Source organism: Mesorhizobium sp. 113-1-2, assembly GCF_016756475.1.
In the GTDB taxonomy this organism is placed as follows: Bacteria; Pseudomonadota; Alphaproteobacteria; order Rhizobiales; family Rhizobiaceae; genus Mesorhizobium; species Mesorhizobium loti_C.
Genome location: NZ_AP023242.1, coordinates 4491071 through 4507063, shown reverse-complemented (window position 1 = coordinate 4507063; position 15993 = coordinate 4491071). Strand labels below are relative to the sequence as shown.

The 15993-nt window shown below is 61.9% G+C and carries 13 protein-coding genes; 7 read left to right on the top strand and 6 right to left on the bottom strand.

Features of this window, described 5'->3' with window-relative positions:
- The first annotated feature begins 655 nt into the window (after window positions 1-655).
- The 5 genes from uvrA to JN279_RS21745 all read left to right on the top strand — a co-directional run bounded on the left by uvrA (window position 656) and on the right by JN279_RS21745 (window position 7761).
- Entirely contained in the window at window positions 656-3577 is a 2922-nt protein-coding gene (gene uvrA, locus JN279_RS21765; RefSeq protein WP_096446391.1) for an excinuclease ABC subunit UvrA, read from the top strand.
- Between the two features lie 37 nt (window positions 3578-3614).
- Window positions 3615-4085: a GNAT family N-acetyltransferase gene (locus JN279_RS21760; protein WP_202350203.1), complete on the top strand. Its 471-nt coding sequence runs from the start codon at window positions 3615-3617 to the stop codon at window positions 4083-4085.
- A 108-nt stretch (window positions 4086-4193) separates the two neighbouring features.
- Complete coding sequence (locus JN279_RS21755) at window positions 4194-5600, top strand: hypothetical protein (protein WP_202350202.1); 1407 nt, start codon at window positions 4194-4196, stop codon at window positions 5598-5600.
- Between the two features lie 46 nt (window positions 5601-5646).
- A complete protein-coding gene (locus JN279_RS21750; RefSeq protein WP_202350201.1) occupies window positions 5647-6453 on the top strand; it encodes a DUF72 domain-containing protein in 807 nt (268 codons plus the stop codon).
- Window positions 6454-6612: 159 nt separating this feature from the next.
- Complete coding sequence (locus JN279_RS21745) at window positions 6613-7761, top strand: GGDEF domain-containing protein (protein ID WP_096446399.1); 1149 nt, start codon at window positions 6613-6615, stop codon at window positions 7759-7761.
- Between the two features lie 138 nt (window positions 7762-7899).
- Here the strand turns inward: JN279_RS21745 and JN279_RS21740 are convergent, their stop codons facing one another.
- From JN279_RS21740 to urtA, 6 genes are all read right to left on the bottom strand, one after another.
- On the bottom strand, window positions 7900-8076 hold the full coding sequence (locus tag JN279_RS21740; protein ID WP_010909636.1) for a hypothetical protein: 177 nt from the start codon (window positions 8074-8076) through the stop codon (window positions 7900-7902).
- A gap of 266 nt (window positions 8077-8342) precedes the next feature.
- Window positions 8343-9038, bottom strand: coding sequence for an urea ABC transporter ATP-binding subunit UrtE (gene urtE, locus JN279_RS21735; protein ID WP_096446401.1), 696 nt, complete (start codon window positions 9036-9038; stop codon window positions 8343-8345).
- A 69-nt stretch (window positions 9039-9107) separates the two neighbouring features.
- Entirely contained in the window at window positions 9108-9854 is a 747-nt protein-coding gene (gene urtD, locus JN279_RS21730) for an urea ABC transporter ATP-binding protein UrtD (protein ID WP_095200084.1), read from the bottom strand.
- 5 nt (window positions 9855-9859) lie between these two features.
- Window positions 9860-11095 (bottom strand): urea ABC transporter permease subunit UrtC, encoded by a 1236-nt coding sequence (urtC, locus tag JN279_RS21725; RefSeq protein ID WP_202350200.1) that lies wholly within the window; start codon window positions 11093-11095, stop codon window positions 9860-9862.
- Window positions 11092-12708 carry an urea ABC transporter permease subunit UrtB gene (urtB, locus tag JN279_RS21720; RefSeq protein ID WP_096446405.1) on the bottom strand — a complete coding sequence of 539 codons (1617 nt, stop codon included), beginning with the start codon at window positions 12706-12708 and terminating at the stop codon, window positions 11092-11094. The genes urtC and urtB overlap by 4 nt, the downstream gene beginning before the upstream one ends.
- 96 nt (window positions 12709-12804) lie before the next feature.
- Window positions 12805-14085: an urea ABC transporter substrate-binding protein gene (gene urtA, locus JN279_RS21715; protein ID WP_244734746.1), complete on the bottom strand. Its 1281-nt coding sequence runs from the start codon at window positions 14083-14085 to the stop codon at window positions 12805-12807.
- Between the two features lie 343 nt (window positions 14086-14428).
- On the opposite strand from urtA, the gene JN279_RS21710 reads away from it, so the two are divergent.
- Both JN279_RS21710 and JN279_RS38725 read left to right on the top strand, forming a co-directional pair.
- On the top strand, window positions 14429-14836 hold the full coding sequence (locus JN279_RS21710; RefSeq protein WP_096446409.1) for a hypothetical protein: 408 nt from the start codon (window positions 14429-14431) through the stop codon (window positions 14834-14836).
- A gap of 130 nt (window positions 14837-14966) precedes the next feature.
- Window positions 14967-15992 (top strand): PhoX family protein, encoded by a 1026-nt coding sequence (locus tag JN279_RS38725; protein WP_274608577.1) that lies wholly within the window; start codon window positions 14967-14969, stop codon window positions 15990-15992.
- The last annotated feature ends 1 nt before the right edge of the window (window position 15993 follow it).

The window sequence follows — 15993 nt, the reverse complement described above, 5'->3', positions numbered from 1 at the left end:
CCGCCGTGCCTAGCGCAAACGGACGGGGCTTTTCTGGATCTCAAATCCATATTTTGCCGGGAGTGTACTGCCGGCGTTTGATTTCGGATGCCACGCGGCGTCAGCCGACGATCCGACTAGCAGTCTCTGATTGTTGGGGGATACGGCAAGTCACGGTTTGTCGGGTGGCGCAAACGCTAAACCCTGGCACTTATGCCTGCCGCGGCTCCAACGAGGCGTGGAGCCCTTGGGGACTGTCCGGTGGCGTCATGCTCCGCTCCTGTGTCCGTTGCGACATTGCCGTCGCGAAGCGCAAATCGCAAATGCCTGCGGCGTCTCGCAGGCCGCCTTTGGGCGGCGAGGCCATCGAAAGACGGCCGGCTTCGCTGACTTTTGGAGACTGCTCCCGTGAGCCGGCCGCGTCAACCATCAATAGCCGGTTACCGAAAAACGTGATCGCTGGGAGGTTACGTACAAGTCAGGTTTTTACACAGCTTTGTCAGGAGCGTGTTCGGCCTTTGTTCTTTCTGCTTGCCCCTTCGCGCGAAAGGCGGTTAAACGACTTCTGTCGGGAATTGTGGCGTCTCTCGACGTGGCGGCAAAAACACCTACATAGGGGATGGCCGGGACAATCCCGCCAATCCCACGAATTCCAGATCTGAGGCGGCGACCGGCGATGGCCGACCATAAATTCCTTTCCATTCGCGGGGCGCGCGAACACAATCTGAAGAATGTCGATCTCGACCTGCCGCGTGACAGTTTGATCGTCATGACCGGCCTGTCCGGTTCCGGCAAATCCTCGCTCGCCTTCGACACCATCTATGCCGAAGGCCAGCGTCGCTATGTCGAGAGCCTGTCGGCCTATGCCCGGCAATTCCTCGAAATGATGCAGAAGCCCGACGTCGACCAGATCGACGGCCTGTCGCCTGCCATCTCGATCGAGCAGAAGACCACGTCGAAGAATCCGCGTTCGACGGTCGGCACCGTCACCGAGATCTATGACTATATGCGCCTGCTGTTTGCCCGTGTCGGCGTGCCCTATTCGCCGGCCACCGGCCTGCCGATCGAGAGCCAGACGGTCAGCCAGATGGTCGACCGCGTGCTGGCGCTGGAGGAAGGCACGCGCCTGTTCCTGCTGGCGCCGATCGTGCGCGGCCGCAAGGGCGAGTACCGCAAGGAACTGCTGGAACTGCAGAAGAAGGGTTTTCAGCGCGTCAAGGTCGATGGCGTCTTCTATGAGATCGCCGATGTTCCGGCGCTCGACAAGAAGTACAAGCACGACATCGACGTCGTCGTCGACCGCATCGTCGTGCGCGGCGATCTTGCCACGCGTCTCGCCGACTCCATCGAAACCGCGCTGAAGCTCGCCGAGGGCCTGGCGGTGGCCGAGTTCGCCGACAGACCGCTCGATTCCAGCCAGACCGGCGAGGATTCGGTCAACAAGTCGAAGAACGAGACACATGAGCGCATCCTGTTCTCCGAAAAATTCGCCTGCCCGGTCTCTGGCTTCACCATTCCCGAAATCGAGCCGCGGCTGTTCTCGTTCAACAACCCGTTCGGCGCCTGCCCGACCTGCGACGGTCTCGGCAGTCAGCGCGCCATCGATCCCAATCTCGTCGTGCCCGACGAGAACGTGTCGTTGCGCGACGGCGCCGTCAGCCCGTGGGCGAAATCGACCTCGCCCTATTACGTGCAGACACTCGAGGCACTGGGTAAGGCCTACAACTTCAAGCTCGGCGACAAGTTCAAGGATTTGAGCACCGAGGCCCAGGACGCGATCCTGCGCGGCACCGGCGAGCGCGAAGTCACCTTCCAGTATGATGACGGGCTGCGCTCCTACAAGACGACCAAGACTTTTGAGGGCGTCATCCCCAATCTCGAACGGCGCTGGAAGGAAACCGAATCCGCCTGGATGCGCGAGGAGATCGAGCGCTTCATGTCGGCGACGCCCTGCCCGGTCTGCAAAGGCTACCGGTTGAAGCCTGAGGCGCTGGCGGTGAAGATCGGCGGCAAACACATCGGCGAAGTGACCGAACAGTCGATCCGCAAGGCCGACCAGTGGTTCACCGACCTGCCCGCCCAGCTCAACGACAAGCAGAACGAGATCGCGGTCAGGGTGCTGAAGGAAATCCGCGAGCGCCTGCGCTTCCTCAACGATGTCGGCCTCGACTACCTGACCCTGTCGCGCAATTCCGGCACGCTGTCGGGCGGCGAAAGCCAGCGCATTCGGCTGGCGTCGCAGATCGGCTCCGGCCTGACCGGCGTGCTCTACGTGCTGGACGAGCCGTCGATCGGTCTCCATCAGCGCGACAATGCGCGCCTGCTCGATACGCTGAAGCACCTGCGCGACATCGGCAACACGGTGATCGTCGTCGAACATGACGAGGACGCCATCCTGCATGCCGACTATGTCGTCGACATGGGTCCGGCCGCCGGCATCCATGGCGGCGAGATCATCGCCCAGGGCACGCCGCAGCAGGTGATGGCCAACCCCAATTCGATCACCGGCAAATATCTGTCGGGCGCGCTTGAAGTGGCGACACCAGGCGTGCGGCGTGAGGCAAAAAAGAACCGGCGCCTGAAGATCGTCGGCGCGCGCGGCAACAATCTGAAGAACGTCACCGCCGAAATCCCGCTCGGCACCTTCACAGCCGTCACCGGCGTGTCGGGCGGCGGCAAGTCGACCTTCCTGATCGAGACGCTGTTCAAGGCGGCCTCGCGCCGCATTATGGGGTCGCGCGAACATCCGGCCGAACATGACCGCATCGAGGGCCTGGAATTCCTCGACAAGGTCATCGACATCGACCAGTCGCCGATCGGCCGCACACCGCGTTCGAACCCCGCCACCTACACCGGCGCCTTCACGCCGATCCGCGACTGGTTCGCCGGCTTGCCCGAAGCCAAGGCGCGCGGCTACCAGCCGGGGCGTTTCTCCTTCAACGTCAAGGGCGGCCGCTGCGAGGCCTGCCAGGGCGACGGCGTCATCAAGATCGAGATGCACTTCCTGCCCGACGTCTACGTCACTTGCGACGTCTGCCACGGCAAGCGTTACAACCGCGAAACACTTGACGTGCTGTTCAAGGGCAAGTCGATCGCCGACGTGCTCGACATGACGGTCGAGGAAGGCGTCGATTTCTTCGCCGCCGTGCCTGGCGTGCGCGACAAGCTCGACACGCTGAAACAGGTCGGCCTCGGCTACATCCATATCGGCCAGCAGGCGACGACGCTGTCCGGCGGCGAGGCACAGCGCATCAAACTCGCCAAGGAACTGTCGCGCAAGGCGACCGGCAAGACGCTCTACATCCTCGACGAGCCGACCACCGGCCTGCATTTCCACGACGTCGCCAAGCTGTTGGAAGTGCTGCATGAACTGGTCGACCAGGGCAACACGGTGGTGGTCATCGAGCACAATCTTGAAGTGATCAAGACCGCCGACTGGGTGCTCGACCTCGGCCCCGAAGGCGGTGACGGCGGCGGCGAACTGGTCGCCCAAGGCACGCCGGAAGCGATCGTGCGCGAAAAGCGCAGCTACACCGGCCAGTTCCTCAAGGAGCTGCTGGAGCGGCGCCCCGGAGGCAAGCGCGAAGCGGCGGAGTGATGGTCGGACCCGCTTGGCGTCCGCCGGAGGGCTTTGAATGACCATTAGAAAAGCGGTGGTCGGTGACCTCCAGGCTGTCGTCTCGCTGACCACGGCTGCTTATGCGCCCTACAACGCCATACTCGACGCGCCGCCGATTCCGGTGACCGATGACTATGCGCCGCGCATCGCGGGCGGCGAGGTCTGGCTGCTGGAGAGCGGCGGCGAACTTGCCGGCGTGCTGACGCTGGAGCGACATGTGGATCACGCGATGATCTTCTCCGTTGCGGTGTCGCCCGCCTTCCAGGGCAAGGGTTTCGGCATAAAGCTGCTCAATCACGCGGATCAACAGACACGCCTGTGGGGCCTGCCGGAGACACGGCTCTACACCAATGCGAAAATGGAACGAAACATCGCGCTCTATCTCGCTTACGGCTATCGCGAAACGGGTCGTCGGCCCAATCCCTACCGGCCAGGCTGGACGCTCGTCGACATGGCGAAGGCGGTCGACAAAAACCCTGCTTCGTGATCGCTTGTTGACAATTGGGAGGGCGACAATGAGCAATCATAGGAATATCCGCTCCGGCATGGGTGGCTGGACGTTCGATCGTTGGATCGTGCTCCCAGAGGGAACCGCGTGACCGCACGGATTCTCATGATCGCGCTCGACGGGGCGGATGGAGCCTTGCTCGACAGGGCGAGTCGGGACGGTATGCTGCCCAGTCTCGCCGCGTTGCGGGCACGAGGCAGGGTCAAATATCTCACCGCACATGCGGGCGCGACGGACGACGCGCTGTGGGCCTCGTTCCAATACGCGGCCGGCATGGGTGAACACGGTCGCTATCACTATGAGCAACGGCTGCGCAGCGGCCAGTTCGGCATGGTTTGCACCGATGAAATCGACCGCGAAACCTTCTGGGAAACGGCGCCGGAACTCAGGATAGGCGTCTTCGACATTCCAAAATGCCGCCTCCCGCGACAGTTCAATGGCATCCATCTTGCAGACTGGCTTGTCCATGGGCGCTATTTCCGCGAGCCCAAAAGCTATCCGGCAGCGCTTGCCGGTGACGTGGTCACGCGCTTCGGCGCCGCGCCGCCGAGCAGATGTGACCATGAAGGCCGATTGAACGACACCGAGGCTACAGCGGTTGTGGCCAATCTGCGCCTTGCAGTCGCCAGCAAACATGCCGCCGCCCTGCACTATCTCGGCAGCGAGTCCTGGGATCTGTTCATCGTCGGGTTCAAGGAGGCGCACTGCGCCAGCCATGCGCTTTGGGATCTCGTCGACGGGGCGGACCCGAAGTTCGACCCGGCCCGCAACAGTCGGCTCGGCGCCCCGATCGACATGATTCTTGGCGACATTGATCGCGCGATTGGCGATCTCGTGGCCTCAACCGGCCCAGACACTGAGATCGTAGTGTTCTCGACGACGGAAATGCGGCCGAACGCTACGCTTGCTCACCTGATGCCGGAAATTGTCGACCGTATGAACCGCATCCTCGGTGAGTCGCATTGGACGCGGTTTGTGCGCCATGTCGTGAAAGCCAGGGACCGGCGCTGGTGGCCGCTTTGCGAAATGCTGCCTTACAACGAGAACTGCGCAGCTCTTCGCATCAATCCATCCGTGGTCTTCAAGGATGGTGGCATTGAGGTCGAGCGATCAAGACTGCTCGATCAGGTTGAATCCCTCCTGATGGAACTGAGGGCAGACCAGACCGGCCAGCCGGTGATCACGATGATCGACAGGGCGGCTCGACAGCATGCCGGCGCGCGCGCGGCCGAATTGCCTGATCTCCTGGTGCATTATCGCGCTGGCCTGTGCCCAGGCGCGGTGTGCTCATCCAGACTTGGACGCGTTGAAGCCAAGCCGCCGGGATTAAGACCTGGCAATCACGCCCCGGGCGGTTTCCTCATTGTCGTCGGGGACAAGCTCGATGCCTCGAAGGTCACCGGCATGCAGAACCTGGGGCCGATGGCAATGCGTGTACTGAATGGTTCTAGTGGTTTGCCAACGGATAAGAGCGGGTTTGCCCGGTTTTCTTGATCCTCATGATATGACCGCACACATCAAAGCGACAGGGAGAAAGACAGTGAGCAAATCGGGAACAATCCGCTCAGGCATGGGCGGCTGGACCTTCGAGCCCTGGGACACGTCCTTCTATCCGGACAAGCTGTCCAAGGCCAAGCAGCTGCAATATGCCAGCCGGCAGGTGCCGAGCATCGAGGTCAACGGCACCTATTACTCCAGCTTCAAGGAGCCGACCTTCGTCAAATGGGCAAGCGAAGCGCCGGACGGTTTCGTCTATTCGCTCAAGGGCAACCGCTTCGTCACCAACCGCCGTGTGCTGGGCGAGGCCGGTGAATCGATGATGCGCTTCCTCGGTTCCGGCGTTGCCGCGCTCGGCGACAAGCTCGGCCCGATCCTGTGGCAGTTCGCGCCGACAAAGAAATTCGACCCGGACGATTTCGAAGCCTTTTTGAAACTGCTGCCGGAAAAGCAGGATGGGGTCGCGCTGCGCCACGCGCTTGAAGTGCGCAACGACAGTTTCATCGTGCCGGAATTCGCGGCACTTGCCCGCAAATACAAGGCGGCGATCGTCTATGCCGACCATGCCAAATATCCTGATATCGCCGATGTCACCGCCGATTTCATTTACGCCCGCTTGCAGACCGGCTCGGACGACAATCCCGACTGCTATACGCCGAAGGGGCTCGATGAATGGGCGGCGCGGGTAAAGACCTGGGCGGAAGGCAAGCAGCCGGCCGATTTGCGGCGCGCCGATCCCGCCACCGACGCACCGGTGCAGCCGCGCGACGTCTTCGTCTACTTCATCACCGAGGGCAAGGTGCGCGCGCCCTTCGGGGCGATGGCGCTGATGAAACGGGTAGCCGGCTGACGAGCCCGTAAGCGCATCATCTAAGCGTTTTGCGCGTAGCAAAGCGCCTATTCGCGGCATCTTCGCCGCGATCGTAACCTTATCGACACTTCCTTGCTGCATGAATGCGACGACGCCAAGCCGCAGAACTGGAGCCGCCGCCGGCAGGGAAAGAGGGGCATGTCGCTCGACTATACTTCACTTCTGCTGGCTGTTGGTTTCTCCGCCGCTTGCCTGAGCCTGACATTGTTCGGCATGTGGCTGACCGCCCGCACGGAAAAATTCCTGCTGACATGGGCGATCAGCCTGGTGTTCGTGGTCGGCGACATCTTCGTCTATGACGCCTATATCGACATGCCCGGGCGCCTGCTCGGCATCGCCACCCTTGCCCTGTTGCTGCTCGGTTTCTCGACCATGCTGGGTGCCGCCTACCAGTTCAGAACCGGTGGCTCGCCGTTGCCGCGGGCGCTCTGGGGTTGCGCCTCGCTGGCGGTGGCGCTGCCTGCCATGGCTCTCGGCTACGACGGCCTCGGCTTCATGTTTGAGAACCTGTTCGCCGCCTTGCTGCTGTTCGCGACGGCGATTGAATATTGGAGAGGCCGCGACGAAGCCCCTGCCCTGACGATCGGCATCACCACGCTCTACTCGGCCACCGCCATTTCCTTCATGCTATGCGCGGGGGTTTTGGCATGGGACGGCAAGCTGGTTCTCGGACATGCACCAAGCAACTGGGCCGAAGAACTGAGCCTCATCATCGTTATAGCCAGCATGACGGGTATTGGCGCCCTGTCGCTTGCTCTCAATCAGGGGCGTCTGGCCAGGCACCACCGACGCAATGCGCTGACCGATCCCTTGACCGGCTTGCTCAACCGGCGCGCACTGTTTGACATGCACGGCAATGTCCCGGTCGGCGCCTTCACCGCGGTGGTTGTCTTCGACCTCGACAATTTCAAAGCCATCAACGACGAATTCGGCCACGCGGCGGGCGACGAGGTGCTGAAGGTGTTTGCCAGCGAACTCGCCGGCAACCTTCGCCAGACCGATGTTGCCGCACGCATGGGCGGCGAGGAATTCGCACTGGTGTTGAAGCGCACCCTGCCGGAGACGGTCGAGGACGCTGCAGAGCGCATCCGCACCGCCTTCGCGACGCGCCTGATAGAAACCGAGGCGGGATCCCTGAGGTGCACGGTCAGTGCCGGCTTTGCGTTTGGCAGCAAAGAGGGCCTCAGCTTCGACAAGGTGCTCAGCGCCGCCGACAAGGCGCTCTACGACGCCAAGCGCGGCGGCCGCAACCGCGTCACCGCCTCTCCGTTCCGGCGCGCGAGCTGATTCCGAGCCTATGACGCTGGATAGGCGAAAGCGGCTCTAATGCATGTCGCCGAAAAATTGGCCCCGGTTTGGGAGAACGACATGCATGAAACAAGGACCTAAAGCGCGTCGCATGAAGCCGTTCAGATGCGACGCGCTTTAGGCCGCCATGACGATTTCATTGAAGGTATCGAGATCGACATAGAAGACCTTGGTGATCTCCTCGATCAGATCGTCGTATTCGCAGCCCTGTGACCGCAAGATGTTGATGGCGGCGATGATGTCGACGCGTTCGGTAAGCCGCCGCTTCTGATAATCCTCGACGTAACGTTCCATGGCTGTCCCTTAGCCTGTGTGCCCAAACGCGTTTGAACGACAGATCGCAGGAGGGAAGCTAGGAAGCCTTGCTTGCGTGGAACTTGCCCGGCCTTCGCCGCGCCCTCGATCTGCGATAACCAGACTGATACGGAAGCGGCCGACTCACAAAGCCAACAAAAGACTAGCATGCAGCCTCTGGCGCGCCAGAGATGCAGATCGCGGGATGGAAGAAATATTGGACTTGCCAGGGACTTTGGATCGTCAGCCGAAGTTCAATACCGATTCTAGACGGTAAGGAACTTGCGTACATCGGCCCGGTCTAAATCTTCCGCCGGGCCAGTATGGACGATCTGGCCCCTGTCCATGATGTTGACCTCGTCGGCGAGTTCGCGGCAGAAGTCGAGATATTGTTCGACCAGCAGCACCGCAATGCCGGCCTGGTCGCGCAGGTAACGGATGGCACGGCCTATATCCTTGATAATCGATGGCTGGATGCCTTCCGTCGGCTCGTCGAGCACCAACAGCTTCGGCCGCATCACCAGCGCCCGGCCGATGGCCAGTTGCTGCTGCTGGCCACCGGAAAGATCGCCGCCTCGACGGCCGAGCATCTGCTTCAGCACCGGGAACAATTCGAAGACATGCGTCGGCACATTGCGGTCGGCACGCTTCAACGGCGCAAAGCCGGATTCCAGGTTTTCGCGCACCGTGAGCAGGGGAAAGATCTCCCTGCCCTGCGGTACGAATGCGATGCCCGACCGGGCGCGGTCATACGCCGCGCTCCGGTCGAGCGCCTTCCCCTCGAAGGCAACGCTTCCGCTCGTCAGCCGGTGGTGGCCAACGATCGATCTCATCAAACTGGTCTTGCCGACGCCGTTGCGGCCGAGCACGCAGGTGATCTTGCCGGCGCCCGCCTTCAGCGAAACGCCGCGCAGCGCCTGGGCGGCGCCGTAATGGAGCGTGGCGTTTGAAACTTCGAGCATGTCAGCGCCTTCTCCAGAACCGCAGGAAGGCCAGATCGAAGTGATGGAAATGCACCCGCCAGACCATGCTCATCTCCCCAGATAGACTTCGACGACGCGCTCGTCGGCCGAGACGAAATCGAGCGTGCCTTCCGACAGCACCGAGCCCTCGTGCAGGCAAGTGACCTTGACGCCGAGTTCGCGCACGAAATGCATGTCGTGCTCGACGACGATGACCGAATGGTCGCGCGCAATGTCCTTGAGCAGCCGCGCGGTCTCCTCGGTCTCGGCATCGGTCATGCCGGCCACCGGCTCGTCGACCAGAAGCAGCTTCGGGTCCTGCGCCAACAGCATGCCGATCTCCAGCCACTGTTTTTGGCCGTGGCTGAGATTGGCCGCGAGCTCATGGCGCTTGTCGCCCAGCCGGATGATACCGAGAATGTCGTCGATCTGCCGCGCCTCGGCCGCCGAGCGGCGGTGGAACAGCGCCGGGAAGATCGAACGCGGCCCCTTCAGCGCCAGCATCAGGTTTTCCTCGATCGTGTGACTTTCGAAGACCGTCGGCTTCTGGAATTTGCGGCCGATTCCCATCATCGCGATCTCGGCCTCGTCATGCCTGGTGAGATCGACCTGGCCGTCGAAGAACACTTCGCCCTCGTCGGGCCGCGTCTTGCCGGTGACGATGTCCATCATCGTCGTCTTGCCGGCGCCGTTGGGCCCGATGATGGCGCGCATCTCGCCCTTGTCGAGCACCAGCGACAGATTATTGATGGCGCGAAAGCCGTCGAAGGAGACCGAGACGCCGTCGAGATAGAGGATGGTGTTCGACTTGCTCATGGCCCTTACTCCGCCGCCTGCGGTTCGGGCTCGGACCACGACCACTCGCCTGGATTTCTAGCCGGGGAGCGAGCAGGCTTCGAGGTCGCGGACGCCACGGCAACCTTGGTACCGGCCTCTTCAGCGACGGAGGCCGCACGCAGCGCCTTCGCATTGCCGCGCCAGCTGTCCCACATGCCGATGATGCCCTTCGGCAGAAGCAGCGTGACCGCCACGAACAGGCCGCCCAGCGCAAACAGCCACAATTCCGGCAGCACGCCGGTGAACCAGGATTTGCCTGCGTTGACCAGCAGCGCACCGATGATCGGCCCGACAATGGTGCCGCGCCCGCCGACGGCCGCCCAGATCACCACCTCGATCGAATTGGACGGCTCGAACTCGCCGGGATTGATGATGCCGACCTGCGGCACGTAGAGCGCGCCGGCAATGCCGGCCATCACGGCCGACACGGTGAAGGCGAACAGTTTTACGTTCTCCGCTCGCCAGCCGAGGAAGCGCGTGCGGCTCTCGGCATCCCGCACCGCCATCAAGAGCTTGCCGTATTTGGAGCCAACGATCGCCCAGGTGATGAACACGGCAAGCGCCAGCATCACCGCGCTCGCCGCAAACAGGGCCGAACGGGTTGCGTCGGCCTGCACGTTGAAGCCCAGAATATCCTTGAAATCGGTCAGGCCGTTGTTGCCGCCGAAGCCCATGTCGTTGCGGAAGAAGGCGAGCAGCAGTGCATAGGTCATCGCCTGGGTGATGATCGAGAGATAGACGCCGGTGACGCGGCTGCGGAAGGCGAACCAGCCGAAGACGAAAGCGAGCAGGCCGGGCACGGCGAGCACCATGATCGCGGCAAACCAGAAATGGTCGAAGCCGTACCAGAACCAGGGCAATTCCTTGTAGTTCAGGAACACCATGAAGTCCGGCAGGATCGGGTTGCCATAGACGCCGCGCGAGCCGATCTGGCGCATCAGGTACATGCCCATCGCATAGCCGCCGAGCGCGAAGAAGGCGCCATGGCCGAGCGAGAGGATGCCGCAATAGCCCCAGACCAGGTCGAGCGAAAGCGCCAGCAGCGCATAGCAGAGATACTTGCCGGTCAGCGCGACGATATAGGCCGGGACGTAGAAAGCGCTGGTCGGCGATACCGCCAGATTGAGCAGCGGCACGAGGATGGCCACCGCCAGCAGGATGAAGATGGTGATGGCGATGCGGCGGTCCGCGCCGGCAGCGAAGAAGCGTCCCGTGATCATGCTTCCACCGCCCTGCCCTTGAGCGCGAACAGGCCGCGCGGGCGCTTCTGGATGAACAGGATGATCAGCACCAGCACGACGATCTTGCCGAGCACGGCGCCAGCATAGGGCTCGAGGAACTTGTTGACGATGCCCAACGAAAAGGCGCCGACCAGCGTGCCCCAGAGATTGCCGACGCCGCCGAAGACGACGACCATGAAACTGTCGATGATGTAGCCCCGGCCGAGATTGGGCGAGACATTGTCGATCTGACTGAGCGCGACGCCGGCAATGCCGGCAATGCCGGATCCGAGCGCGAAGGTCAGCGCGTCAACCCACGGTGTCCTGATGCCCATTGATGCGGCCATCCGGCGGTTGGCGGTGACGGCGCGCATCTGCAGGCCCCAAGGCGTCCGTTTCATAACGTAGAGCAGCACGCCGAACACTGTGAGCGCGAAGACCAGGATCCACAGACGGTTCCAGGTGATGGCCAGTTGGCCGATATCGAACGAACCCGACATCCAGGAGGGGTTGCCGACCTCCTGGTTGGTCGGCCCGAAGATCGAGCGCACGGCCTGCTGCAGGATCAGCGAGACGCCCCAGGTCGCCAGCAGCGTCTCCAGCGGCCGGCCGTAGAGGAAGCGGATGACGCCGCGCTCTATGGCCAGACCGACGAGCGCGGCGACCAGAAAGGCCAGCGGCAGCGCGATCACCAGCGACCAGTCGAACAGGCCGGGAAAGGACGTGCGGATCACCTGCTGGACGACGAAGGTGGTGTAGGCGCCGAGCATGACCATCTCGCCATGCGCCATGTTGATGACGCCCATGACGCCGAAGGTGATGGCAAGCCCGATCGCGGCGAGCAGCAGCACCGAGCCCAGTGAAATGCCGTACCAGATGTTCTGTCCGGCATCCCAGAACGCGAGCGTCGAATTGATGTTGGCGATCGCGGCCGTCGCGGCGTCCTTCACCGCGCCCGAAGCGTTGGCCTCGACCGAGGTGAGCAGCGAAACCGCGTCACGGTCGCCGCGCGCGCCGATCAGCGCGACGGCCACCAACTTGTCTGCATCGGGCTTGTCTGACACAAGTATGGACGCGGCACGCGCCTGCTCCAGCAAGGCTTTGACGCTCGCCACGGTTTCACCGGCGATCGCTGCGTCGAGCGGCTCGATATTGGCGGCATCAGGTGTCTTGAACATAGTGTCGGCGGCGGCGATGCGGACGGTCGGATCCTTGGACCCAAGCGTCAACGTGCCCAATGCATCACGGATGGCGCGGCGCAGCGTGTTGTTGACAGTGATCTTGGTTATGTCGTCTTCGGAGGCCTCGCCCGCTGCCTCGCCGCTCAGCGGGTCAAAAAGCTGCACGTTTTCGTCGCCTTCCTTACCGACAAACACCATCGAGTCGGCCGTGCGGATGTAAAGATTGCCGTCCGCCAATGCAGCAAGCGGCCGTTCGACAGCCGGATCGCCCGTGGCTGTCAACTCTTGAACGACAGCTCCCGTCTCGGAAAAGTCGGTCACTGTCGCGAATTTGGCGATGATGGCACGCAGATCGGCTTCCGCAGCGCCCGAAGACGACAGCGTCGCCAGCAGGAACAACAGCATCAGGCCAATCGTGCGGAGCAGACTCATGGGCTTTAGGCGACCCTTTAAGGTTGAATTGAGCGTCCGGACAGCGGAGGAAACCGTCCGGACGCGCGCGGTCTGACTAAGTCAGCCCTGGGAGGATCAGTTCGTTCCCTTGCCGCCGCACTTGCCGGTGGCAACGTTGAAGTTGCCGCAGGACAAAGGCTTGCGCCAATCGGAGATCAGGTCCTTGGAATCCGGCAGGTAGTCGGACCATTCGTCGCCCATCACCAGGCCAGGTGTCTTCGAAACCGTTTCGAACTGGCCATTGGCCTGGATTTCACCGATCAGAACCGGCTTGGTGATGTGGTGGTTCGGCATCATCGTCGAATAGCCGCCGGTCAGGTTCGGCACCGAAACGCCAATCATGGCATCGATGACCTTGTCCGGATCGGTGGTGCCGGCCTTCTGGACCGCCTTCACCCACATATTGAAGCCGATATAATGGGCTTCCATCGGATCGTTGGTGGTGCGCTTGTTGTTCTTGATGAACTTGTGCCAGTCGGCGATGAACTTCTTGTTCTCAGGCGTGTTGACGCTCTCGAAATAGTTCCAGGCGGCGAGATGGCCGACCAGCGGCTTGGTGTCGAGACCGGCAAGCTCTTCCTCGCCGACCGAGAATGCCATGACCGGGATGTCCTCGGCCTTGATGCCCTGGTTGCCGAGTTCCTTGTAGAACGGCACGTTGGCGTCGCCGTTGACGGTCGAGACGACGGCGGTCTTCTTGCCAGCTGAGCCGAACTTCTTGATCGCCGAGACTTCGGTCTGCCAGTCGGAGAAACCGAATGGCGTGTAGTTGGTCATGATGTCTTCAGCCGCGACGCCCTTGGACTTCAGATAGGCTTCCAGGATCTTGTTGGTGGTGCGCGGATAGACGTAGTCGGTGCCTTCCAGCACCCAGCGCTTCACCGAGCCGCCATCCTTGCTCATCAGATAGTCGACGGCCGGAATCGCCTGCTGGTTGGGCGCGGCACCGGTGTAGAACACGTTGCGTTCGCTTTCCTCGCCCTCATACTGGACGGGATAGAACAGGATGTTGTCGAGTTCGGAGAACACCGGCAGCACCGATTTGCGCGACACCGAGGTCCAGCAGCCGAACACAGCCGCGACCTTATCCTTCGAAATCAGCTCGCGTGCCTTTTCGGCGAACAGCGGCCAGTTGGAGGCTGGGTCGACGACGACGGCTTCGAGCTTCTTGCCGAGCAGGCCGCCCTTGGCGTTCTGCTCATCGATGAGCATCAGCATGGCGTCCTTCAGCGTCGTCTCCGAAATCGCCATGGTCCCCGACAGCGAATGGAGGATGCCGACCTTGATCGTGTCGTCGGCCGCCCTGGCGGGAGCCGACATCAGCAGGCCGGCGGCAACCACGCTCGCCGAAAACATTTTTGTTATTGTCGAGAAATTACCCCTCATGCGGAAGACTCCCAAGCTGGTTGATTGCACCGCAACAATACAATGCAACCCGCATGCCAACCGCCGCCGGGATATTGAAAATCGGCAAATAGACAAACATTATCAGCGTGTTATTATATTAGACTGAACAAACGAAAGAGAGCTGGTTAAAAATTGGTTGAGGGAAATTTGCGCAGCGGAGAAGGCATCTGCCTAATTTTCGCCCAATTTCGCCAAATGCCTATATTTTGACCCGCGAGCGCATGCCGCGGACAACAAATATTGCGGCACAGCGCAAAAATGGGGCAAGCTCGCTGCTCAACCGAGCGACGTCATGGCATCCCTGATTTCACGCATTTTTGTCGGCATAGTGCTTCTGGCGGCGGCGACCGGCGGCGCCCGGGCCGACTTCAGCGACGGCAAGATGCCCGACGGCACGTATCACTGCGAAGTCTACCTGCTCGGCATGTTCCTCAATCTTGGCGACATCACCATCAAGGGTAACGTCTATACAGGCCCTGTCACCTTCGGATCCGCCCAGCAGGCCTACAACTATCAGATGAATGCAAACGGCGAGATCTCCTGGCTGGGACCGCTCGGCGGCTACACCGCCGGCGGCAACTCGCTGTCGATGACCCAGGCGACGCTGGATGGCCAGAGCCCGCCCTCCTTCGACATCATCATGAAGCAACCTGACGGCGCCTTCACCGCCTCGACCTGCACGCGCGGAGGCAATCCGTAGGCCTTCCCCGGCAACGGTGCGGCCTCCACACGGCCCGCAAGCCGTGTCCGCCTTCCCATGTCATCTGGATGTTGCCGAAGCTGGGTAGGCAGCGGTGCGCCGTCACCCATCCACATCGAGAGGCAGACACATGGCCGACTTCCCGTCTTCATCCTCCCCTGTCATTCGCGACATCATCGCCGAGCGCGTTTCGCGCCGGTCCCTGCTGAAGGGCAGCCTCGCTTCCGGTGCGTTGATCGCCGGCGGCAGCTTTGTCGGCTCGTTGTTTGCCGGCGAAACACATGCGGCTGCGGCACTTTCCACACTCGGCTTTCCCGAGCTGAAGCGCGTCTACGACAAGACCCACGCCGCCGCCGAGGGCTATGAGACAACGATCGTCGCACGCTGGGGTGATCCGCTTGTCGCCGGCCTGCCGGACTTCGACGGCAACAAAGTCTCGGCCGACGAACAGGACAAGCGCTTCGGCTATAATTGCGACTACATCGCCTTCCTGCCGCTGCCCAAGGGTTCGGTGAACTCCGACCATGGCCTGCTCTGCGTCAACAACGAGTACATCTCACCCAATGTGATGTTCCCCGGCATGACCGAGGACAACGCCGGCAAGACGATGAACAAGGAACAGGTCGATCTCGGCCTGGCGGCGATGGGCCATTCGATCGTCGAAATCATGCTCAAGGACGGCAAGTGGCAAACCGTAGAGGACAGCCCGCTCAACCGCCGCATCACCGCCAACACCGAGATGACTGTTTCCGGACCGGTGGCCGGCCATGCGCTGCTCAAGACGTCCGCTGACGCGACCGGCACGAAGGTGCTCGGCACCAGCTACAATTGCAGCGGCGGTTTTACGCCCTGGGGCACCGTTCTGACCTGCGAGGAAGGCGTTTCCGACCTGTTCGGTGGCGACCCGAAAAAGGCGCCGACCGCGGACATTCTCGAGCGCTACGGCTTTGATGGCTCCGACATCTATGGCCGTGGCCGTTTCCATGACCGCTTCAACATCGACAAAGAGCCGAACGAACCGAACCGCTTCGACTGGGTGGTCGAGATCGACCCTTACGACCCCAAGTCGAAGCCGGTGAAGCGCACGGCCCTTGGCCGCATGTCGCATGAGGCGTCGACCGTCGTCCTCAACAAGGACGGCCGCGTCGTCGTCTAAC

Coding starts and splice junctions, on each gene's coding strand:
- uvrA (WP_096446391.1), top strand. CDS start 656: ATGGCCGACCATAAATTCCTTTCCATTCGCGGGGCGCGCGAACACAAT.
- JN279_RS21760 (WP_202350203.1), top strand. CDS start 3,615: ATGACCATTAGAAAAGCGGTGGTCGGTGACCTCCAGGCTGTCGTCTCG.
- JN279_RS21745 (WP_096446399.1), top strand. CDS start 6,613: ATGTCGCTCGACTATACTTCACTTCTGCTGGCTGTTGGTTTCTCCGCC.
- JN279_RS21740 (WP_010909636.1), bottom strand. CDS start 8,076: ATGGAACGTTACGTCGAGGATTATCAGAAGCGGCGGCTTACCGAACGC.
- urtE (WP_096446401.1), bottom strand. CDS start 9,038: ATGCTCGAAGTTTCAAACGCCACGCTCCATTACGGCGCCGCCCAGGCG.
- urtD (WP_095200084.1), bottom strand. CDS start 9,854: ATGAGCAAGTCGAACACCATCCTCTATCTCGACGGCGTCTCGGTCTCC.
- urtC (WP_202350200.1), bottom strand. CDS start 11,095: ATGATCACGGGACGCTTCTTCGCTGCCGGCGCGGACCGCCGCATCGCC.
- urtB (WP_096446405.1), bottom strand. CDS start 12,708: ATGAGTCTGCTCCGCACGATTGGCCTGATGCTGTTGTTCCTGCTGGCG.
- urtA (WP_244734746.1), bottom strand. CDS start 14,085: ATGTTTTCGGCGAGCGTGGTTGCCGCCGGCCTGCTGATGTCGGCTCCC.
- JN279_RS21710 (WP_096446409.1), top strand. CDS start 14,429: ATGGCATCCCTGATTTCACGCATTTTTGTCGGCATAGTGCTTCTGGCG.
- JN279_RS38725 (WP_274608577.1), top strand. CDS start 14,967: ATGGCCGACTTCCCGTCTTCATCCTCCCCTGTCATTCGCGACATCATC.